The organism is Rhodococcus sp. 05-339-2, assembly GCF_002258965.1.
Taxonomy (GTDB): Bacteria; Actinomycetota; Actinomycetes; order Mycobacteriales; family Mycobacteriaceae; genus Rhodococcoides.
This window is the reverse complement of the sequence record NZ_NOYW01000011.1, coordinates 55141-78273: the sequence shown is the minus strand read 5'-3', so window position 1 is coordinate 78273 and position 23133 is coordinate 55141. Positions and strand designations below refer to the sequence as shown.

The window sequence follows — 23133 nt, the reverse complement described above, 5'->3', positions numbered from 1 at the left end:
CCTTGTCGAGCTCCTGTCCGTGGTGCGATCGGCCGGTTTCGTGATCAGTGATGGCCCGCGCCGTCGAGTGAGCGCTTCCACACGCTCGCCCCCAGCAGGCGTAGGGCAGCAGGGACGAGAATGCCGCGAACAACGGTCGCGTCGAGAGCGATTGCCGCGGCGAGCCCGACACCGAGCTGCTTCATCTCCGGCGTCGGCAACAGCGTGAACATCGCGAAGATCACCACCATCACGGCCGCAGCCGCGGTGACCGGCGGTGCTGACCGGACCACACCCTGCCGGACGGCATCCTCGACGCCGAGGCCGCGACCGAACGCCTCTCGCACCCGAGTGAGGATGAAGACGTGGTAGTCCATCGACAACCCGATGAGGATCACCAGCATCATCACCGGCAGCAGAGTCACCACCGGACCGACGTACTCCGAACCGAACACCGTTGCACCCCAGCCGTACTGGAACAACAGCACCAGGATGCCGTAGGACGCGAGGACGGACAGCAGGTTCAGACCCACGCTCAGCGCGGCGAGCCCCACACTGCGGAAGGCGAGGTAGATCAGCGCGAAGGCGACCAGGAGGACGATCGGTATGACGATCAGAAGATCACGCGAGGTCGACTGCGAAACGTCGACGCTGACCGCGGTCTCACCACCGACGAGAATGTCACGACCGCCCGCGAACTCCGGAACAACGTTGCTTCGCAACTCGTTCAGAGAATCCTTCGCCGCCTGTGCATCGATACCGTCCGAGTCGGTGCCGATCTCGATGCGCGCCACCGACCTGTCCGTGGAGATCTGAACGTCACGTACCTGCCCGTCGAATCCGGGCAAGCCGGCCGCGGCCTCGGCGATGTCGGTGAGTACGGCCGAGGCACCGGCGACGTCACCGCCGGTCTCGGTGACCACGGTGTGGCTGACGCCGTACAGAGGGAACTGTTCGGAGACGTCGTCCAGCGTGCGCAGCGTCTCGAAGGTGCGCGGCATGCTGTCCGTTCCCGGGAACTGCAGCTTCATGGTCGCGACCGGTGCGGCCAACAAGACCATCACGGCCAGTCCGGCGAGCAGCGCAGGCATGGGGCGCCGAACGACATTGCCCGACAGACGACCCCAGAACCCTGTCTCCTCCGCTGCGTCGTCCGGAGTCTTGCCGAACAGCTGCCGAACCACTCGTCGACGTCCCAATGCCAGCAGCGCAGGCAGCAACGTGATCGATGCAAGCATCGCGGCGACGACGACGAGAATGATGCCGAGTGTGAGCGAGTGGAAAATCGGCGATTCGGTCAGGAAGGCTGCGATCACCGAAACACCGGTCACCAGCCCCGCCACCAGAACAGAGCGCACCGTCATCGACACCGCGATCGTTGCGGCTGCGTCGGCGTCACCGGACCGGGCGAACTCCTCGCGGGCCCGCCTGACGAAGAACAACGAATAGTCCACGCCAAGAGCGAGACCCATCAGCAGAATGACACTCATCTGGTTGCTCTCCATGGGCACCAACAATGACGTCGGCCCGCTCCAGAGGATGGCCAGTGCCACCACGGCGAGGCCGGTGACAAGCGGAATCAAGGTGGCGATCAGACCGGCGAACACGAGAAACAGCACGACGGCCGTGACGGGGAGGCTGAGCATTTCCAGCAACACAAGTCGCTCACCGTAACTGGTGGTGACGTCGGCTTGCACCGAGATGGGTCCGGTAGCAGATATGGCAGCACCCGGGTTGGCTTCGCGGGCGCTCTCGATCGCAGAATCGATCCCCTGCACACGCTCGGACGGCGATGCCTGCTCGTCGGGCAACAGCACCTGCAGAACTCGCTGATCGCCGGTAGCGGCCGTCAACTTCTCCGGAGGCTCCTGCGCCGTCCCCATCAGCGCAGCCGACAACTCGTCTGCGATGCGATCGGAGTCCTCCGCCGAGCTACCCTGCACCAGAATGGTTTCGGTTCGCGAGGACAGGAAGTCCGAGCCCGTTTCCAGTTGCTCCGCCGCGCCGGACTCGCCGACGAACCCGTCCGCCGGAGACAACTCGGACATGCCGAGTCCGACGTATGCACCGGCCGACAACACCAGCGCCACAAGCCATCCCGCAAGCACTGCGAGACGATGACGGTAACTCCACCTGGCCACCGCCGCGAAACGCTCCAGAATGGAGCCATCCGCCGTCGCGTCCTCGATCGGGGGCCTCTCACTCGTGGTCACCATGACATCTCCTCCTGTCCACGGTTCGACGCCGATGCGCCGACCGACAGACGATTCGTTTCTCTGTCCACGACCGACGCGATCTCGCGCACGGTCAGTCCCTCCACTACGTCCGCCAACTGCAACCGCACCCCGAACTCACGGGCGATGCCGTTGACCAAGCGCGCGACCAACAAGGAGTGGCCGCCCAGCGCGAAGAAGTGGTGATCGGTACCGATCTCCTCGATTCCCAACAGCCGTCGCCACAGCGTCAACAGCCTCTCCTCGGTTTCGGTCTCCGCCGCCCGGCCCGCGGTCGAACCGGCAACGAAGTCGGTGATCACCGGCGCCGGCAACTTCACAACGTCCAACTTCTGCCCCAAGGTCACGGGAACCTCGACCACCTTCACCAGAGCGGCAGGTACTGCGTGGCGCGGGAGCGTGCGGTAGAGGTGGGACCACAGCTCCGCACGATCGAGATCGCCATCGTCGAAGGTCGCGAAATACGCGACGAGAACATCGAGGTCGGTGCCGCCGACCGTGGCATGGGACCACCGGATCGCCGGGTGCTTCGCGATCGCTCGTTCCACCTCGCCGAGCTCGAGCCGGTACCCCCGCAACTGCACCTGGTCGTCGGCGCGGCCGTGATATACGAAGCGGTCGCCTGCGTCTGTACCGACGATGTCCCCGGTGAGATACAACCGATCACCGTGGCCTTCAGGGTCCGGGACGAACGCTGCTGCGGTCGCACGCGGGTTCCCGAGGTATCCGTGTGCGAGCTGGTCGCCGCCCACTGCCAGCTGTCCGAGGCCGTCGGCGGAACCGACACCGTCAGCGGCCGGTAGTACCGCCGCTCTCACGCCCGACAGTGCGGGCCCGATGGGCGTCCTCGGCTCGGCGAGATCCTGTTCGACGAGTTCGCCGCCGGTGCAGGACACAGTGACCTCGGTCGGACCGTACCAATTGACCAGTCGACACCGGCCGAAGGACGGTGCGGCCATGACGTCGGCAAGCCTGCCGCCGTCGGAGGCTTCGCCGCCCACGAGCAGAGATCGCAGCGCCAGCCCGCCACCGATCGTCTCGTCGTACGCACCGAGTTGATATGCCGCGGACGGCGTGGTCGAGAGCACGGACGCACCTGTCTGCTCGAGCAACTCGTGCAGCCGGGCAGTATCGGCCGCAACAGCCTCCACGACGAGTACAGCGGTGGCACCCGCCCCCACCGATGCGAACAACTCCCACACCGACAGATCGAAGGCAGCCGACGACCGCGCCGCTACGACATCGCATTTCGACAGGGCGACGAGCCCGCGGGCCGCGTCGAGAAAAGCAAGCACCGCTCGATGCGGCACCAGAACGGCTTTCGGCCTACCCGACGTCCCGGACGTGCTGATGATGTAGGCGGGGTCGTCGACGCTGCGCGGTGAGGGGGAAGTCGGCTCGAACGAACCGAACAGAAAGAAGACGGCGTCGCCGAGGGCAATCGAAGGCCGGCCGTACCAGGACGCCGGGTGCAGGTCCTCCCACACCACCATGACGGCCGGCTCGATGGTCTCGAGCAACTGCGCCTCGACTGCCTGGGGACTGTTGTACGGAATGACCGTGTACGCCGCGCCTGCACCGAGAATGCCCAGCAAGGTCGGGAACAACCAGGAGTCGCGGCGGCCCTTCACTGCGACGACGTGCCCGCGGCCGACCCCGGCGCGCGTCAAGGCCTCGCGGACATGCGCGCTCCGCTCTTCGAGTGCGGTGACACCCAATTCACCGTCCACGCACAGCTGCACGGGCCGATCGCCGAAGCGCTCCGAGAGCCCGGTGAACGCGAGATCGTCGACGAAGGCTGTCACGAGCGAACCGCCGCGGTCAGTGACCGAGTCACTGCGTCGAACGAGAGCGTCAACTCCTGTTCGGTGACCAACAGGGACGGACGCCAACGAATCGACCTCGTCCCGCACGGCAGAAGCACCGTGTCGTACTCGTCCAACGCGATGCCGAGCACCGCGTCACGCAGTTCGCGCGATGACACTGTGACGGCCCCCCACAGGCCCCGTGACCGAGCCGACGTCACGTGACCATCCGAGGAACCGACCATCGCGTCGAGTCCGGCGCGCACGAAGGGACCCATCGCCGCCGCTCGCGCGATCACGTTCTCTCGCGCGATGTACTCGTAGAGCAGTGCGAAGCGCACCAGATCGACCAACGAACCACCCCAGGTCGAGCTGATGCGCCCCGGTACGGCGAACGCATTGGTGTCGAGATCGTCGACGCGACGGCCCCCGATGACCCCGCACACCTGCAGGCGCTTACCGAATGCCACCAAGTCGGGACGCAACCCCAGTGCCTCGTGCGCCCACCGAGCGCCGACCGTGCCGCCACCGGTCTGGACCTCGTCCGCGACGGTGAGGACGTCGTGCTCGATGCACAGCGACTGCACGGCCCTGAGGAATGCAGCACCCAGGTGTCGGTCGCCGCCTTCCCCTTGAATCGGCTCGTAGACGAAGCATGCGATCCTGTCACCGTCGGCGACGAGGGTCGCTTCGATCTCCGCGAGTGCCCGACGTTCGGCCTCACTGAGACCGGCTCGGTCGGCGTCGTCACCGCCGTCCTCACCGCGAGCCGGGGCGTCGATTCTGGGCCAGTCGAATTTGGGGAATCGCGCCGTCTTGGCCGGATCGGTGTTGGTCAGAGACATGGTGTAGCCGCTGCGGCCATGGAAGGCCCAACGAAGATGCAGCGCTTGAAGATTCGTTTCGTCGGTGCCTGCTCGCTGGGATTTCCAGTCGAAGGCGACCTTGAGTGCGTTCTCGACTGCGGCCGCACCACCGTCTATGAGGAACAGGTGCGGCATGTCCTCCGGCATGAGCAGACGACGAAAGGTCGAGACCGAATCGGCCAGGACTCGAGACGCGAAATCCGGGTTCGAGGGCTTCATCTTGGCTGCTGCCAACAACTTTCGCTCGGCTTCGATATGCGCGAGCGGTGTGGGGTTGTGGCCGAGCGGGGACGACGAGAAGAACATCCCCATGTCCAGGACCGGTCGTCCGGCAGCCTCGTCCCAGAGGTAGGAACCGGACGAACGCTCGATGTCGATGGTCATCGGCAGGAAGTCGCCCACGAGAGTCCGGGCCAGTGATGCGGGGACTCCCGACGCGGTGTCGACGACGGTCATCACGCCACCCCCAGCGCGCGACGTAGCGACAGTGGGCGAATGTCGGTCCACACCGATTCGATGTGGTCCAGGCACGCCTCACGGTCACCGGTGAATCCGACCTCGTACCACCCCAGCGGCAGTGGTCGCTTCGCCGGCCAGATCGAATGCTGCTCCTCGTCGTTTCGTACGACGGTCCATTCGGAAATGTCGTCCTGCACTGTGATCCCCTGTTCCTTCGACTGGTCGAGTGATGGCTTGCGTCAGTTGTGTACGGGCTGATCGACGAACACCTGCGCGCCCCGCTCGAGTTTGACGAGGTGATCGCACAGGTCGAAGTAGCGATCGTCGTGGGTCACGACGATCACGATGCGGCCTTCGTCGCGGATGCGCGGAAGGATGTCGGTGTAGAAGCGGTGTCGGTTCTCCGGGTCCTGCTCTGCGGCCCACTCGTCGAGCACCACGACATCGCGCGGATCCGCCAGCGTTTCCACCAGAGCCAGCCGCTTGCGTTGTCCGCTCGAGAGTCCCTCGAAGATCAGACGTTCCCCGTCGAGCTCGACGACCGCGTCGAGCCCCAGCTCGTGCAGCCAGTAGCGGGCACGCGCAGCGACCTCGGGATCGGCCGACCGCAACCTACCGAAGACGTACGAGTCGGCGAAACACGCCGAGACGTTTTCCCGATAGGCGACGATCTCGTTCGGTGAGAGTGCGCTGCCGTCGACCTCGAGCGATCCCCCGTCCGGGGTGTACAACCCCGCCAGCACACGGCCCAATGTGCTTTTGCCGCTGCCATTTCCGCCTACGAGGAAGGTGATCGTGCCGCGGGAGAAGCGCTGTGTCACCGGTCCGATCGCGAAGGCCTCTCCTGGTGAAGGAGCGTCGTACGCGAATGTCACACCCTCGACGCCGATCTCGTCGACAACGACGGGCCGCCCGACGTCGACGACGACTTCGCTGTCCTCGCGCAGTGTCGCGACCTCGCCGATTCGGCGCAGTGCCACGACCGCACGCGACAGAACCGGTCCGATGTTGAGCACGGTGACGAGCGGGGTATTGAGGTAGAGAACCGCCAGTGCGACACCGACTCGATCCTGTGCCGGAATGCCGAGGGCGTCCCCACCGAAGGCGACCGCACCGACGCACGCCAGGAAGAGCATCTGCCCCCAGTACCCCGTGACGAGGCTGACGGTGGAACCTCTGACGACGCTGCGCGCGTAGTCGCCCGAGTGCCGACGCAGGTCCTGTTCCACCAGGGATGCCCGCAGCCGGGAGCTGAGCTTGACGTCCTTGAAGCCGTGCGTGATGGCCTGGTAGGTCTCGTGCAGTCCGTCCTGAGCCTGACGGGCTCGGTACATGTGCGCTCCGGCTCTGCCGTTCGCGAACGCGTACGCACCGCCGCCGACGACGATGACCAGCACCAACACTCCCAGCGCCACAGGCGAGAGTATGCCCACGTACCCCAGTGCACAGACGACGATCACCGAGTTGATGAGCAGCAACGGCAGAGACTGCACTGCCTGCCCCACGGCGGCGAGGTCGTCGGTGAGCACCGCCATCGCGCGAGAAGTACGCAGCGATTCGAATCCGCGCAGTGGCACCGACAGAAGGTCGTCGACGAGCCTCGTACGCAGTCGGTCGACGGACTTCTGCGTCACCCGCACCAATGCGTTCGAGGCCAACGCACCGGACAGCAGTACCGCCACGGCCGCCGCCCCGAACGGTGCCAGCGCGTCGAGTCCGGTGTCGGAGGTCACCGCGCTGGTGATGGTCGCAACCATGACGATGGTCGCAACACCGGTGACGATTCCTGCGACCACGGCCAGGGCCGAGATGCCGCGACCGCCTCGAAGTAGAACTGCAAGCAGAGTTGTCATGACGGGGTGTCTCCTTCGGTGGCGTCGACCGCTGTCGCCGCGTCGGCCAGTGCTGCGCGGTACGCCTGGACGATCACTCGGTGCCGCGGCGGTGACACACGGGCTGTGTCGACGACGAGCATCAACGCGAGCCGATGCTCGGGTGGGTGTATCGAGAACGTCGCCATCAAGGCGAAGTCGGTGTCCTCCTGCGAGAAGTGGGAATCGTCGTCCTTCGAGCCGAAGGTGTGAGTCTTCTCGATGTCCGAAAGACGATGGAAGCGAACGAAATTGAATCCGTAGTCGAACAACGGTCCCCTGCCGACCGCCGTCGTGATGTCCACATTCGGCAGCCGTCGATGCGGCATCAACGCAGCCTCCGTGCGAGCGCATTCCTCCGCCGTCGCGATCGGGTCGGACAGGGCACGCAACTGCAGCGGCAGCATGTTCAGAAACATCCCGCGGGCATCGACACCACCCTCGCACTCCAGCCGACCGTTGGCAGTTGTACCGGTGACCAGTTCACGATCGCCGAAAACCTCGGCCAGCGCGTGAACGTGCACGGCCATCGCGAGGTGACGAACCGAAATACCTGCAGCCGCGGCACGTTCACGCAGATCATCGGCGTCGATCTCGGTGCGTCGGACGTCCCTGCCACCGATGCCGCGAACATCGGCCACTCGGCGCGGCCGGACGCCGCGCAGGTGCTCGGCCCAGGCCTGCGATGTCGCTGCGGACGATTGCGCACGTCGTTCTGCTGCCACGAAATCGACGAACTTGACGGGTACGGGTGGGTAGAGGGTGTCGTACGCCTGATCTCGTCGGAGCAGAGCATTGTGCCGGTCGACGACCTCGGCCAGTGTCGAGGTCCAACTCCACCCGTCGAGTACCAGGTGGCTGTCGCTGATGATCAGCTGGTCCTCCCCCGGTGCGACGCGAACCAGTGTCAGACGAAACAGCGGTGCCCGGTCGAGGTCGAACGGGCGCACCCGTTCCGCGGAGACGATCTCGTCGATCACTGCATCGGCGTCCGAACCCAGGGGCACCGAGACCACCGACAGGGGTGTGGCCACGTGCCGATGCACCAGTTGCAGAGGCTCGGCTGCACTCCACTCGTCGACGGAGGTGCGCAACACCTCGTGTCTGCGCACGGTGTCGGCGAGTGCCACTCGGAACGCCAACGGATCGAGCCCACCACGAATGCGCAGGCTGACCGTGTTGTGGTACACCCCAACGACCGAATCGGAGCGGATGTGGAACAACATGCCCTCTTGCGCTGCCGACAACGGGTACGCATCGGCCACGTCGTAGGGCAGGCCATCACGAATGCCGGCGTCGATCAGCGAGAACGGCTGCAGCTCTTCGTCTTCGGGCTCGACCCTGGCCCCACGATCGGCCACGAGTGCGGCAAGTTCTCTCAGGCTCGATGCGCCGAGTACATCACCGATTCCGAGCTCTGTTCCACGCGAGCGAACATCGCTCACGAGGCGGACTGCGAGGATCGAATCGCCTCCGTTGGCCAGGAACGAGCGGTCTTCGTCGGGCTCCTCGAACCCCAGCGCATCGGCGAGTGCCCGCTCGAACCACCCCGGGGCAGAATGCGGTTCGTCATACGGCCTCACCTCCGACGGGAGCGCCACAGCGGTCAGTGACTCCACTCGCCGATCGAGCTTGCCGTTGACCGTCACCGGGAACTCGTGCACGCGATGAATTCGGTCGGGTACCTCGTAGGCTGCCAGTCCGGTGGCAGCACCGGCGTACAGATCGACGCAGTCGTCGACGGCGTCGACGAACGCGAGCAGACGATTCTCGTGTGCAACGACGCAGGCCCGCCGAACACCGGGGAGTTGCTCGAGTACGGCCTCGACCCCGGCCGTTTCGATACGGTGTCCGCGAACCTTCACCTGGGAGTCGATTCGACCGTCGACGTACAGTTCGCGTGGTGCGAGCCACCGCCCCTTGTCGCCGGTGAGGTAGAGCCTGGAACCGGGCAGAGCATCGGGAAACGGATCGGGAACGAAGCGCGACGCTGTCAACCGACCGCGCCCGAGATAGCCGAGAGCCAGACCTGCACCGCGAACGGTGATCTGACCCTCGAAGCCTCTCGGCAGTGCCCGCCCGGCCGCGTCGATCACGACGACGTCGAGATGCTCGAGCGGTTCCCCCACCTGGACGGCGGGGGCCTCGAGATCTGTCCGGGTGACCACCCGCCGAGTGGTGTGCACCGTGGTCTCGGTGGCACCGAGCATGTTGACGACTTCGACACCCCCCGTCGGGTGTTGGACTGCATCGAGCCACTGCCGCACGTAGCCGGACGAGACCTGCTCCCCGCCGAGCACCACGCGTCGCAACGACGGGAGAACCGGCTGCGCCGCGATCAGCGACCCGAACGCCGAGTTCGTCAGCGATACAACGCTCACACTGTCCTCGTTGAGCCGTACGGCCAACTCGAATGGGTCGCGGACAACGCCCTCCTCGTAGATCACGACGCGCGCCCCGCGAGAGAGCGCTGTCCATATCTCCCAGACACTGAAGTCGAAGGTGAACGCGTGCACGGCGGAGACGATGTCGCCCGGCTCGATGATCGAGGCGGTGGCATCGCGCAACGCCAGCAGGTTGGCGTGAGTGACCGGGACACCCTTGGGAGCGCCGGTGGTGCCCGAGGTGAAGATGATGTACGCGGGCAGGCCCGAAGCGACGGTCGGCAACTCGACCGCATCGACGTCGGAAACCACAGCTGCGCGGTCGATCGTGTGGAGACCGGGCGGAGCCTCGGCGACGTCCGAGAACACACCGGACTTGGCATTCGACTGTGCTGCAATGGAAGCGATGCGGACTGCTCCGTGCCGAGTGTCCACCGGAACATACGCCGCTCCGAGTGCCATGATCGCCGCAGCCCACACCACGAACTCGTGGTCTCGCTCGACCGACAACAGGACTGCGTCCCCGCTGACCACGCCGTGCTGCGTCAGAACTCCCGCACGCGCTCGAATTTCCCGAACCAGTTCCGCACGCGTGAGGGTGCGATCGGGTGCCACCAGTGCGACTCGCGAATCGTCGGCCGCGGACAGCAGCGGCGTGAGGATCGAGGCATCGAGCCTCGATCGAGACGCCGTGGTGCCGGTGAGTCCGACCGAGAGTTCCGCGACGGATACCGACGGATCCGCAGCGAGAACGGTGAGCAGAACGTCTCGGATGCCGTCGTGGGTCACTGCCGACCACCCCGGCAGCGCCGACTCGATCTGCACCTCGGGCGAATCGGTCGCCGAGATACTCACCGTCAGTGCGGCTTTCATCTCCCCTGTGTGTACTGCGACCGGCCGAGCTGTCGCGCCGCCCAGTGCGAAACAGGATCGGTCGGCGCTCTGGACGTTGACGAACACCTCGGTAGGCAGAAAGAAATCGGGGTCATCGCGGCGTAGGTCGGCGACCACGCCGGCCAGATCCACGTCGGCATGCGCGCTCGCAGCCTCCACCGAAGCTTCGATGCGGCCACGAACCTCGCAGAGAGTGTCGCTCTCGCACACCTCCACGACCAGAGGCACAGTGCTCACGAGTGGGCCGACCACGTCGAATTCCTCGACCTCCCGACGGTTGGCCAGTGGTATCGACATGCACACGACCTCCGAGCCGAGAAGCCTGGACAGCGTGACGGCCACTGCGGTGAACCAGCTCGTGGCATCCTGGCGACCGGCCCTAACCGAGGCACGGCTGACGACGGCTGCGCCGGGCTCGGACGGTCGCCAGGCGCGGCGATACGGCACCGTGGCCAGGTGGTCTGTCCACCACGACCTCGACGAAAGCCGTACCCGAGCGACATCGCGATAGCGGGGACGAGGCCGAATCGAGGAGGCACCCGGTTCCGCGAGCTCGCGAGAGATGTCGGTGATCAGGAGCGACACCGAATGGCCGTCGATCACAGCATGGTGGAACACCATGGCGATGCGGTCCGAGCGTCCCTCTCTGCGAAACAGGGCGACTCGCACCAACGGTCCGCTCGCCCACCCACGTGCAAGCAGTTCCTCGGTCGCGGCGTCCACGTCGTCCACGACAGCGATCTCGGGAACGATCGGACCGACGGGTTCGAGCGCGAAGCTCGAGCCGTCGGCGTCGACGATGCGCGTGGCGAACACCTCGTGTGATGCCAGGACCTCGACGATCGCCGCGAGCACCCGTGCGCTGTCTCCGCCGTCCAGATCGAACACACACGGCACCGAATATGCGGTCGAGGGTGCAGCGCAGTGCGCTCTCCAGAGCCGTTCTTGATACGGGCTCGGTGCCCGCAGATCCACGGCAACCTCGGCCTCGATTCCCGTGTCCGCGGCAGCGAGAAGAACGTCGATGTCGCTCACCGTTTCGCCCCGTCCAACGATGCAGCCATTCGATCGAGGTGGGTGACGTCGACGCGCTCGAGGAGTAGATCCTCGTGTTCACCCAGGGTGTCTCGTTGCTTGAAATCGTGAAGCGACACATCCACTTTGAGAATGCGCCGGTACAGCGCGACGATCTTGAGCTGCTTCATCGAATCGCCGCCGAGCGCAACGATGGACGACGACCGAGTCGGCTCGGATCCGAGCACGGACGTCCAGATCGTCTCGAGCACGCGGTGCGGTGGTGCAGGCGATGCGGCCGCCGCCGTGTCGAGGCCTTCCGAGGCAGCCTGTCGGTCCACGTGCCGGGCGAGGGTCGAGACGTCGACCTTGCCCACCTCGGTGCGGGGAATCTCGGCCACCCAGCGCACCCGGCTGGTGCGCAGTTCGCGTCGCCAGCTGGTTTCGACTCGTTCTCGCACCGATCCGAGCACGTCGTCCCGTTGTTGCAGTGGGCATTCGACGACGACCTCGATGCCGCCGTGCACCACGACCACGGCGGCGCTCGTGACCCCTGGGACGACGGCGATGTCGTTGCGCAGAGCCTCGAGGTCGGTGCGGACTCCGTTGATCTTCACTTCGGCATCGGTACGGCCGAGATAGACCAGCCCGTCGGACGTGGCTCGCACGCGGTCGCCGGTCGCGTACATCCTGGTGCCCGATCCGGTTCCGCAGTCCACTGCCATCGGCAGGAACGAGGCCGCGGTGCGACGCGTGTCGCCGTGGTAACCCCGCGAAACGCTGTCGCCCGAGATGTGCAGGGTCCCGACGGCACCGACGGGAACGGCGGTGAGCCGGTCATCGAGTACGACTGCGACCGAACCACGGATCGCGCTGCCTATGGGGGTGCGATCACGGCGGCCGGTGACCTCTCGCAACCATGTTGCGTTGGAGGTGCATTCGGATGGTCCGTACAGGTTGACCACCCGTACACCGGGCCACAGGGACCGAGTGCGCTCGACCAGAATCGGATCGAGGGCCTCACCACCGAGCAGCAGAGTTCCCCGCGTCGTGATCGGACGGTGCGTCGCTACGTCCAGGAACTGATTCCACACGGCCGGCACCGTATTGATCGACACGTTGTCGATCGCAGTGGCCCGGTCGATCTCTCGTAGTACGTCGCCCGACTCGGGTAGCACCACCGTTCCCCCTGCGGTGAGCTGCCCCCAGATCTGCTTGACGATGGCGTCGAATTCGGGGGCGCTGAGGACCGGCATGGTCACTGTCGGGCCGCAGAGTTTCTCGGCCTCGAGAAATGCACAGTAAGCAGACAATTGGGCCCGTTCGACGACGATCGCCTTGGGCTCACCGGATGTTCCCGACGTGAATTGCACGTACGCGGCGGCAGAGGCCGACGCTCGATCGAACCCTCCTGAGGCCGATTCCCGGCTCGAGGCGATGGTCGATGCGGTGCGGGCATAATCGGATTCGTCGTCCGAGGACACCATCAGATAGGCGCGCCCCGAGATCAGGGCTCCGAGCAGTGTCACCACCGAGCCGATCGACCGATCGAATCGCACCGCAACGACGTTTCCGGCTCGGGACGCATCGAGTTCGTCGGCCGCCACCTCGGCGGCACGGACCAGGTCCACGTAGTCGAGCGTCGCGGCTACGGAACGAATTGCAGTGCGGTCGGGTGTGAGTCGGGCGTGTGTGCGGATGCGCTCGACGACATCGACGTTCTCGAACTTTCTCGCCTCGGGCACCGGCGCGTCACCGGCGATCCCCGCATCGAGTCGCCGAGCCGTTTCGGCCGCTATGGAGGACGCGACCAACGAATCGAGTGTCCACCCGGCCACCTGCCCCGAGACCTCGACCCGTTCGGGTGTCGCCCTGACGATGACGTCACCGGCGTCCACGACCCAACCGGCACCGGTGCGTATCGTGCGCAGCGAACCGATAGTGCCTTCCCCCAACAGAAACGGCGTCAGCGCCGCACGGACGGCGGACTCGACGGTATCGACGGAGGCATCGGCCACATGTGCCGGCACTCCGTTCGTCCCGTGGCTCGCGCTGTCGTCGTCCACGACCCAGGCTCCGGCCAGACGCGCGAACAGGGTATCGGCGGTCATGCCCAACTCCCCTCTCCGGTCATGCACACCCGCACCTCCCGAGAACCGGTGTACGGCTGCCGTCCATGTGCAAAGCGGCGATTGTCGACGATGGTCAGATCCCCCGCCTCCCAGGGCACGGCGGTCGATGTCGCGTCCACCGCATCGCGCACCGCGCCGATGTCGGATTCGGGGAACGGCGAGCCGTCACCGAGCAGGGTGTTCTTGGGGATTCCGTCCTCTCCCACGACGTCGAGCAGGTCCTCGCGCACCCCGGACGGCAGCGTGCGTACGTTGAACGCGACCATCTGGTTGAACCACGACTCGATGCCGCCCTCGCAGTCTCGGTACGCAGGCAAGGTCCACGACGACGTGACGACGTCACCGTCGATCCGAACGTCCTCTCCACGTCGGGCAGCACAGTCGACGAGCTCCGCCTCGTCGTTCACGCCGTACGCACTGCGCCAGTCGGTACCGAGCAGGGGGTGGAAGGCGCGCCGGTACCTGATGCCGAACAGACGGAGCCGCTCGGCAAGCGCGACCGGAATGCGCTCGGCGATCTCGACCGTCGATGCAAGTGGCGTGGCCCCGCCGGAACGTGGTGGTTTCGCACAGCAGAATGCAAGGTAGAGCGGCCAGGTACGCGAATACGCCATCTCCGAGTGCAGATCTATCGCGTACTCGGACGGAAAATCCGTGGACGAATACACGTTTCGATCGATTCGGGTGCGCGGCGTTGCGCCGCCGTGATACTCGAGTGGCGCAGCGCCCGTCACGGTTTCGGTGATCGTGTCGAACTCGCGGACTGCCCCGCCCAGACCGCGCAGACGCAACACGCCCTCGGTCGCGAGAATCTCGCGAAGTTCGATCAGATGAGCATCGATCCATGCGGTCGCGTCGGCCCCGACGTCGATCGCCTGTCTGGTGGTGGTCAACGTGTGCTCCTCGGTGCAGAGTCGGCTGTGGTGCTGATGGGCAGATCTGGAACCCGTCGGTCGATGTGATCGGCAGGCTCGGCGAGGTCGGCCAGGATCTCGAGGAGATCACTCAGGATGCGGTGTCCGTCCGGCTCCGTCACCTGCTCCAGATCGCAGTTGAGGGTCACCTCGATGCCGGACGCGCCGCCGAGGTCGATCACCGACGCGGTCAGCGCAAGACCCGTGCGTTCACGGGTCGACATCACTTCGACGGGGCGACCGAGAAACTCGTCGGCTGCGCCGGTTCCTCGTGCGTCGTCGACGATCACCGCGGTCTCGTACATCGCACCGACGCCCGCCGTGACGACACGGTCCGGATCGTGTTCGTGGACATCGGATTCGGGCTCTGCTCGCAATGCACGATGCATCGACTTCAGCAGAACGTCGATATCGGCGGGCAGTCGCACGTCGAGCGTGCGGGTCTCGATGTACATGCCGGGCGAATCGTCGTGGCCCGCCGGACGGTGTTGTCCGACGCTGCCGAACCGCACGTGCCGACCGGACCGTCCGAGCAGCAGTGCCCAGCCGGCGTGGACGAGAGATGCCACGGTGACACCGCGTCGGGCGGAGGCCCGCCGTACCTGCCGCGCAGCCGCCGGTTCGACCGAGCGGGTCAGATCGATGTTCCCGTGGCCCGCCGCGGGTGCGTCCGGATCGAGCGGCGGAAGCAGCGTGGCCGGAGATCGGTCGAGAGAGGCAGGCCGTTGCCGATTCGCCGACACGACCATGTGCAGGAGCATCCGATGATCGGCTTCCGTCGGCACGGGACGGCCGAAGTAGTGATCGTCGATGTGCTGCAGCAGCATTCGGACGGTCCAGCCGTCAGCGACGAGATGGTGGAAGGTCAGGGCCAACGCACCGTTCGAGACGGTGGCCCGAAACAGCGCTGAACCTCGTGCAAGAGAATCGACGTCGATCCCGGGATCGAGAGTGTCCGACACCACGACCGATTCCGCGTGTGCCCGAACCACCAGAATCGGATCGGCAAGCCCCTCCCATACGATATCGCCGCGAAGCAGGGGCATCACCGTGACCGCGGATCGGACGGCTGCGCACAGTCGGCCGACCTCGACGGCGTCCGGCAGTCTCAGGACGATCTGCTCGATGTATGCAGCGCCGGGATCGGAACCGCTGCGCAGGTACATCGCTTCCTGAACTTCGGTGAGCGGTGCGACGGCCTCGACAGGCCCGGAAGCGAGTACGTCGTCGATCGTGTTGCCGCGCAGATCGGTCGCACACAGTCCCGCCTCCACCGCGATCGACCGAGCCGAAGACGCGGCCGTGATCGCCGCGACCATCGCATCGGCGACCAGATCCGCCGACTCACCGTCCACGTGTTCGACTGCTACGACGAATTCCCCGCCTCTGAACCAGGCGTCGATCTGGACGGCGACCGGTCGTGTGGCATGAGCGGCACGCAGATGCCCCTGGCCGTACGCACGTGCCGAGCCCGTGCGATCGGCGTCGAGCCGCCCGACGTAGTTCACGCCGACGTGTGGACGCAATCCCGGACACGGGTCCGACCCGAGGATATACCTCAGGACCGTGGGTAGCTGACCGGTTGCACCGAGAAACGTTCGCCTCGAACGTATCTCGGCGATCTGCTCACCTGGTGTCGCGGGGTGTACCGGAACCGCGGACAGTCCGGTGAACCACCCGACGGTTCGGGTCAGATCGATACCGTCCGCGTCGAGCGCACGTCCGTGCGTCTCGACCTCGATGACGACCGGCGATGCGTCTGCTGTCTCGGCATACGCTGTGACCGCCGCCGACTGCAGGATCTCCTCGACACTTGCACCGATGGCGGCCGTCGCCGCGTCGATCATCGCGGCGGGAACACTTCGCTGTACCGAGACCGCGGTGCCCTCGGTGCCCGGCTCGATACGTCCGGAATCTGCGCCCGTGAGGTCGAGCCCTCGATAGGCGGCGCGGCATCGCTCGGACGAACCGGGGGCGCTCGCGTCGGAGGCCAGCCACTGCACCCACTCGTGAACACTGGTGTGCTCGGACGGAAGACGAACGCCGTCGTCACCGTGAGAGACGGCCTCGATCAGGTCTCCTGCGACGATGTGCAGCGACACGACGTCCATGACGAGGTGATGGGCCAGCACGATGATCGTGGCCGCACCCGAGTCCATCGCTCGGACGACGCCGAAACCGATCGGTGTGCCGTTGTCGATGCCGACTCGACGGGTCAGCATGTTGAACACCCGCTTGCACGCGTTCGCCACTTCGTGGTCGACCGTGTCGAAGAAGAACAGGACAGGGCATGCCTCGGCGAGAACGAACTCCCGAACCGAGTCCGTTTCTTCGAGGCGCACCCGAAGCATGGGGTGTACGCGAAGCACCTCGGCTACCGCTGCGTCCACGCGGGCGCTGTCCGGCAGGAAATCCAGATCCAGGCGAATTGCCATGTTCCACTGCGCGATCGGCTCGGGCGATACACGATCTCCGAACCAGTGCACGGCCGGCGGTAGGAGCCGGCTTCGATGGGGCTGGGTACCGTCGGCCATGGCAGACGGGTCGACGGATGCGGTCGCCACCAGGGCATCGACGGTTCCGTCGGCGAGAGCCACCCGTACGTCGAGGACGACTCCGCTGCGCCGTACTATCGCCGACAGTTCCAGCGCACGCAGCGAATCGCCTCCGGCGGAGACGAATCCGATATTTCGATCGGTGACGCCGAGAACCTCCCGCACCGCCGAGGTGACGATGCCGTCGATGTCGGTGGCGTCGCCGGGGTCACCCACGGCCGGAGTACCGGCGAGAATCCGGGTCCGTAACGCGAGATCGTCGACTTTCCCGTTTCGGGTCAACGGCAGCTCGGAGACCACGTGCACACGCGCCGGAACCAGATGGGGAGGCAGGATCGCTCCCATTGCGGCGCGAACGGATCGAGCGTCCTTGTCTCGAACCACGACGACGCATTCGATGCGTGCCGCCACACCGTCGCTGGGTGCTACGAGCAGTGCGCGGGCCGAAACAACGCCGTCCACTGCAACCGCCGCGGTCTCGATCTCGGCCGGATCGACGCGATACCCACGAACCTTGGCCTGACGGTCGACCCGGCCGACGAACGTCATCGAACCGTCGGCAGCCCTGAATCCCAGATCCGCAGTGCGATACATCCGCTCACCAGCCGATGCAACGGTGGCCACGTTCGGCCGGAACGCATCGGCCGTACTTCTGGGGTCTCCCGAATAGCCTGCTGCCAGAATGCCGGTCAGCCAGATCTCGCCGATCACGCCGTCGGCGACCGGCAGCAGGTCGGGGCCGAGGATCGCCGCACCACGACCCGGTGAAGACGTGCCTATCGGGAGTGGATCGAGTGCCCGACGCTCGACGCGGTGGGCGAGGGCCGTCACCACCGCCTCGGTCGGGCCGTACGCATTCCAGAGCGTCACTCCGTCCGGTACGCGAGTCGCCCACGCCGGCAACGCTTCTCCACCGACGATGACGGTGCGCACAGTCGGGGGCAACGCAACGGAGCTGAATTGGGTCCAATAGCCTGTGGGCGGGTTGAACACGGTGACGGCGAACTCGTTCAGGAACTGCGCGAGTTCGGTAGGCGCAACGATGTTCTTCGGCCTGCCCACTGCGGTGGCACCGACATACAGTGCGCCCAAGAGCTGTTCGAGCGACGCGTCGAACGCCACCGACCCGAACACCAACACGACGTCGGTCGGCCGATAGTCGAAACGCGCGCACGTACCGGAAAGGTGGCGAGCAAGCGCGCCGTGCTCCACGGCGATCACCTTGGGCTCACCGGTGGTGCCGGACGTGAAGATCAGGTACGCGAGATGGTCGGCTGGGTTCGCCTCGGACCTCGGCAACGCGACGGTCGATCGCACGGCCTGCTCGCCCGGTACCAACGACCAATGCGCTCCGGATCGCGCGAGCATCGTCTCGACTCGCTGGGCCGGAAGATCGTCGTCGACGACCATCCAGGTGGCACCCACGGTTGCGATCGCAAGAAGCGTACCGGCCAGCGAAACCGACGCCGACGCACGGACGGCCACCACGTGCCCTGGCGCGACACCGACCGCGCGCAATCGAGCCGCGCCGTCTCGACGACGCTCGTCCAGCTCGGCGTAGGTCGAGCGGACGGAACCGTCGACCAGGGCGATCCGAGCGGGATGGTTTCGCGCGTTCTGCGCGACCCGCTCGACCACCGAAACCGACTGTTCGACAGCGTGATCGACCTCCCGATTCGCGAGGGCGGCAAGAATTGTCGTCACCGGAGTTTCACCCGTGGCGGAGGCCAGCCCCGACAGCACTGCTCGAATTCGTCGAGCCACGGCACCTGCGGCTGTCGGCGAGACCGTAGTGGTGTCGACGTGCAGATGGAGCGCGCTCGTCGGCCATGTCCGGTACTGCAGAACCAGTGCGAACTCGGTCTGTTCCACGAGCTCCACCGATGCCGTTTCGATCCCCGGTCCGAAGGAGAGAACCGACGGATCGAGGGGGTAGTTCTCGACGACGACGAGGGTCTCCGGTGCCCACCCGGTGGCAACAGGTCCGTCCATCGCGGCGGCCACCTGATCGGCGACACGAGCACCGAGGTCGGCTAGTTCCGTGACGTCGGTCCACGTCGAGGTGATCGGGTCGATCCGCACGAACATGCCCACCGCGCGATCCATCCCCGGTGTACCGATGTGACGGCCGCTGCCGACCGCGCCGTGCTCGACCGTCCGGACTCCGAAGACGCTACCGAGCACCAGTGCCCACACCGTGTTGACCAGTGCGGCCTCCGTGATGCCGAGCCTGTCGGCCACGACATCGAGATCGACTGGTGGAGTGATCGTGTGGGTCCGGGTCGCACCGAGTTCCACCTCTGTCGGCGAGGACAATCTCTCCACCAGAGGGCGTGCATTCGACCGATGTTCCGCGACGGACTCGTCCGCCGACGACTCGAATCCGGCTTGTCTGTCACCTACGTCGCCCGAGCGGTACGCGGCCGCGAGGCCCGCGACGATCACCGGCAGGGACCAGCCGTCGGCGATTGCGTGGTGATGGGTCCACAGGACCCGCACACCGTCGGCGCTCGGCACGATCAGCACCCGCGAGAGCGGATCGACCGGCAGAGTGAACCCACGCGCACGATCTTCGGCCAGCATGTCGGTCCAATTCACGACCTCGGGACGGATGTCGATCGGAACGGTGCCTGCTCGTCCGGTGTCGAGGGTGAGGTACGGGGCCGCGGTGGCGTGCGCTCCGAGGACAGGGAAGGCTTCGAACACTTTTCGCCACGCCGCAGTTAGACGCGCAACGTCGACATCACCCGACAGTTCGAGCACCAACTGTTCGACGTAGACCCCCGGTGACGACGCCTGCGCGGTCTGCAGCAGCATGGCTCGTTGAGCACGGCTGGTGGCGAGCGTATCCGTCCGAGCGCCGATGGGCCGCACGGAGGGAACGACCTCCCCTCCGGTGACGAGGGAGAGTTCGCGTAGCGGTACCGGCGCCAGAAGTCGGCGAGGTGAGAGCTGAACGTCCCGTCTGTGCAGGAAGCCCACGACCCGCATGGCGGCGATCGAGTCACCGCCGTGCTCGACGAAGGTACGGCTCCCGTCGACAGCACACGACAACGCATGCCGAACCGCGTCCAGGAGAAGGCCGTCGATGTCGGTCGAGGGTGCACCGGCCGCATTGTGCTCGGTCGTCGGGACAGCGACCTCGGACAACAATGCCGCAACCGCACGCCTGTCCACCTTGCCGTTCACACTGCGTGGGATGGACTCGACGACCTGCACAGCGCGCGGTGCGAGATGCGCGGGAACCTCCTGGCGAATACGGGTGAGCATCGATTCGACGTCCACGCTCGCGAACACGGCATCGTCGACGGCGATGACGAGGTCACGGCGCCCACCGGGCCCCGTCGCGACACCCGCGACACACTGATGCCCGGTGATCCGGCGGACCACCGCTTCGACCTCGCGGGGCTCGATACGGAATCCGGAGATCTTGAACTGCTCGTCGACTCGGCCGTCGAACACCAACCGACCGTCGGATGCGATTCGCACTCGATCCCCGGTTGCGTACACCCGCCGTCCGTCGGTCCCCCACGGATCGGGCCTGAACTTGTCGGCCGTGGCCCGCGGGTCGCCGTCGTATCCATATGCCAGCGTGCCGGTCAGGTGAAGTTCGCCGGGCGTTCCTGCCGGGACCGGGCGACCGGATTCGTCGACCACGCGAGTACCGATACCGGGTACTGCTCGCCCGATCGTGACCGGCTCGTTCGCTGCGACGTCATCGGAGGTCGACCAGATCGCACTTTCGGACGGGCCGTACTCGTTGGTCAGCGTGACATCGGGAAGCCTCGCATGATGTCGATCGACCAGAGCCTCGGTGCACTCCTCTCCCGCGACGATCACCTGTCGCAGAGGGAGCAAGCTGGCGGACTCGTCGAGCAGTGCCTCGTACAACGACGGGATGGCAAGTACGTGGGTGACACCACGATGGGCCACCACGTCGGCCAGTTCTGCGGTCGAGCGCGGCTCGCCGGTATCGACGAGCAACAGCTCACCGCCCCGCACCAACGTCCAGAACAGACCGGCGTATGCACTGTCGAACGACAGTGACGACAGGTGCAGAAAGCGCTGCGGCTCTTCGCCGTACACGACATCGCGTGCAGCCGTGGAATACGCCAGAGCTGTGCGATCCACGAGCACCCGCTTCGGCCGTCCGGTCGATCCCGAGGTGTGAACGGCGTAAGCAGCACGCACCGGAGGCGTGCGGTCGGGTACGGAAAGCCCGCCGGCCGCGGGACTCCCATCAGCACCACCGTATTCGATGACGGACCCTGCGAACGTCTTCGGAATCGCACCCCTCGTACCGGTCGCGACGACGGCCACGTCGATGCCGGCGAGCATGATGGCGCGACGCTGCTCGGGATACATCGGGTCCACGACAACGAACGCGTTGCCGGACAACATCACCCCGAGTATCGCCGCCACGGCGTCGGGCTCTTTCGGCATCGACACGGCCACGAGCTCGCCCCGTCGACCGCTCAGCGAACGTGCCACCCGACTCGCCGAACGCCACAGTTCGGCGTAGGTCAACCTGGCCGAACCGGTCGACACGGCGAAACGGTCGGGGTGCGAACGCGCGATGTCGCCGATTCGTGCGATCACATCGGCCGGTCGGTCGGTAGGCCCGCGATCGGCCGGATGCACCCAGCCCGAACCGGACCGACCCGGTTCGACGAAAGCGAAGGACGCCGGTCCTGATATGCGCTGGAGATCGTCTCGAATGTGCTCGGCGATCAGGACCGCAGCACGGTGATACCGCGGTCCGAAATGTACTGCGCAGACGTATCTTCCGCGCACGAGCCCGACCTGGAATCTCAAGTCGAATTGGCCGGTCTGCGAGGGCACCGGATACGGGTTCGCCCGGTAACCCGACAGGTCGAAGTCCCATCGATCACCGAGAACGAAGGCAGTACCGAACGCCAGATGCGACGGTTCGTAGAGAAAGGTGGTGCGAGTCAAGCACGAGGGTTCGTCTGCGTACTGTGCGTATTCCGAGAGCGGAAGGCGTCCGTGTCGCCTGGCACCTGCAATGGCCTCGCCCGCTGCGCGAAGGTCGTCGTCGAACGAGAGCCCGACACGCGAACGTGCCACTGCGAGTTGGGTGAAACTACCCAGCGTCGTCAGATGTCGTTCGTCGCGCCGCAGCACCGGCATTCCGACTGCTATGTCGGCGACGGTGGAGGTCGAGACAGCGGCGAGAGCGCGCTGGAAGGCCGCGAGGAACAATGCGGCGGGCGACACAGCGGCCGACTTCGCTTGTGCACGAAGAGCTTCGGCGACGTCGGGCTCGGCCTCGAACCGCACGAACGGTTCGAGAGGGTCGGGGGCAGGATCGGTCGAGGTCGGCAGACCGGCCAATGGATCGTTCGAGTAGCCCTCGACTGTGGCACACCAGTACGCGCGATCGGCCTCCGCCTCGGACGAACGGAGGTAGGCCTGCTCGGCTTCGACGAACTGCTCGAAGTTCGCTCCAGGGTCGATTTTCGCACCCGACTCACCGAATTCGAGCGCTCGCAGGTTCGCGAAGTACTCGTTGAGAATCAACGGTGCGCTCGCAACGTCGATCAAGATGTGATGAACCACCAGCGACACCACCGCACGGCGCCCGTCACAGCGGACTGCTGCGCGGACGAGGGGCCCAGCGAACAGATCGAACGGTTGCATCACACGAAACGCGAGATCCTCTCGCACGCTCCGGTCACGCACATCGGGCACCTGAGCAACGTCGACCGACATCGATCTGTCGGTTGCCTGGAACCGGAAACCACTGTCGTGAGGGATAATTCGGCTCATCAGAACCGGGTGGCGTCGCAGCGCGTCCTCCCACGCCGATCGATGGTCGGACGCCGATGCCCCACTCGCAACGATCACGGACGCCACGACGTTGTTGCCGACATCGGTGGGTTCGGCGATCTGGTCGAACAGCATCGCCGACTGAGCGGCGGTCAATCGATTCATCTCGCAGATCTCCCATGGGCCGGCGTCGCGATCCCCGAATGCGCGACGCGCATCGGCTCCGACGGTGCAGT

General features: G+C 65.9%; 9 protein-coding genes. All 9 read right to left on the bottom strand.

Translation table 11 applies throughout. The features are described from left to right. Positions 1 to 44: 44 nt before the first annotated feature. From CH273_RS09800 to CH273_RS09760, 9 genes are read right to left on the bottom strand one after another with little or no spacing between them, the layout of a single operon-like run. A complete protein-coding gene (locus CH273_RS09800) occupies positions 45 to 2195 on the bottom strand; it encodes an MMPL family transporter (RefSeq protein WP_032394971.1) in 2151 nt (716 codons plus the stop codon). Then, on the bottom strand, positions 2189 to 4018 hold the full coding sequence (locus CH273_RS09795) for a non-ribosomal peptide synthetase (RefSeq protein WP_032394970.1): 1830 nt from the start codon (positions 4016 to 4018) through the stop codon (positions 2189 to 2191). The genes CH273_RS09800 and CH273_RS09795 overlap by 7 nt, the downstream gene beginning before the upstream one ends. Then, positions 4015 to 5340: an aminotransferase class III-fold pyridoxal phosphate-dependent enzyme gene (locus CH273_RS09790; RefSeq protein WP_052049419.1), complete on the bottom strand. Its 1326-nt coding sequence runs from the start codon at positions 5338 to 5340 to the stop codon at positions 4015 to 4017. The genes CH273_RS09795 and CH273_RS09790 overlap by 4 nt, the downstream gene beginning before the upstream one ends. Beyond that, on the bottom strand, positions 5340 to 5540 hold the full coding sequence (locus tag CH273_RS09785; RefSeq protein WP_230596722.1) for an MbtH family protein: 201 nt from the start codon (positions 5538 to 5540) through the stop codon (positions 5340 to 5342). The genes CH273_RS09790 and CH273_RS09785 overlap by 1 nt, the downstream gene beginning before the upstream one ends. A gap of 42 nt (positions 5541 to 5582) precedes the next feature. Next, the gene (locus tag CH273_RS09780) at positions 5583 to 7196 is read right to left on the bottom strand and encodes a cyclic peptide export ABC transporter (RefSeq protein ID WP_052049418.1); all 1614 of its coding nucleotides are present in this window, start codon (positions 7194 to 7196) and stop codon (positions 5583 to 5585) included. After that, complete coding sequence (locus CH273_RS09775) at positions 7193 to 11527, bottom strand: condensation domain-containing protein (protein ID WP_032394968.1); 4335 nt, start codon at positions 11525 to 11527, stop codon at positions 7193 to 7195. The genes CH273_RS09780 and CH273_RS09775 overlap by 4 nt, the downstream gene beginning before the upstream one ends. Beyond that, positions 11524 to 13617: a non-ribosomal peptide synthetase gene (locus CH273_RS09770; protein WP_032394967.1), complete on the bottom strand. Its 2094-nt coding sequence runs from the start codon at positions 13615 to 13617 to the stop codon at positions 11524 to 11526. Before CH273_RS09770 ends, CH273_RS09775 begins: the two co-directional genes overlap by 4 nt. Beyond that, positions 13614 to 14531: a TauD/TfdA family dioxygenase gene (locus CH273_RS09765; protein ID WP_052049417.1), complete on the bottom strand. Its 918-nt coding sequence runs from the start codon at positions 14529 to 14531 to the stop codon at positions 13614 to 13616. The genes CH273_RS09770 and CH273_RS09765 overlap by 4 nt, the downstream gene beginning before the upstream one ends. Next, positions 14528 to 23062 carry a non-ribosomal peptide synthetase gene (locus CH273_RS09760; protein WP_032394966.1) on the bottom strand — a complete coding sequence of 2845 codons (8535 nt, stop codon included), beginning with the start codon at positions 23060 to 23062 and terminating at the stop codon, positions 14528 to 14530. Before CH273_RS09760 ends, CH273_RS09765 begins: the two co-directional genes overlap by 4 nt. Positions 23063 to 23133 lie beyond the last annotated feature (71 nt).

What these genes read in the sequence shown, in the direction of transcription:
- CH273_RS09790 (WP_052049419.1), bottom strand. Translation starts at nt 5,340, where the DNA reads ATGACCGTCGTCGACACCGCGTCGGGAGTCCCCGCATCACTGGCCCGG.
- CH273_RS09760 (WP_032394966.1), bottom strand. Translation starts at nt 23,062, where the DNA reads ATGAATCGATTGACCGCCGCTCAGTCGGCGATGCTGTTCGACCAGATC.
- CH273_RS09770 (WP_032394967.1), bottom strand. Translation starts at nt 13,617, where the DNA reads ATGACCGCCGATACCCTGTTCGCGCGTCTGGCCGGAGCCTGGGTCGTG.
- CH273_RS09780 (WP_052049418.1), bottom strand. Translation starts at nt 7,196, where the DNA reads ATGACAACTCTGCTTGCAGTTCTACTTCGAGGCGGTCGCGGCATCTCG.
- CH273_RS09800 (WP_032394971.1), bottom strand. Translation starts at nt 2,195, where the DNA reads ATGGTGACCACGAGTGAGAGGCCCCCGATCGAGGACGCGACGGCGGAT.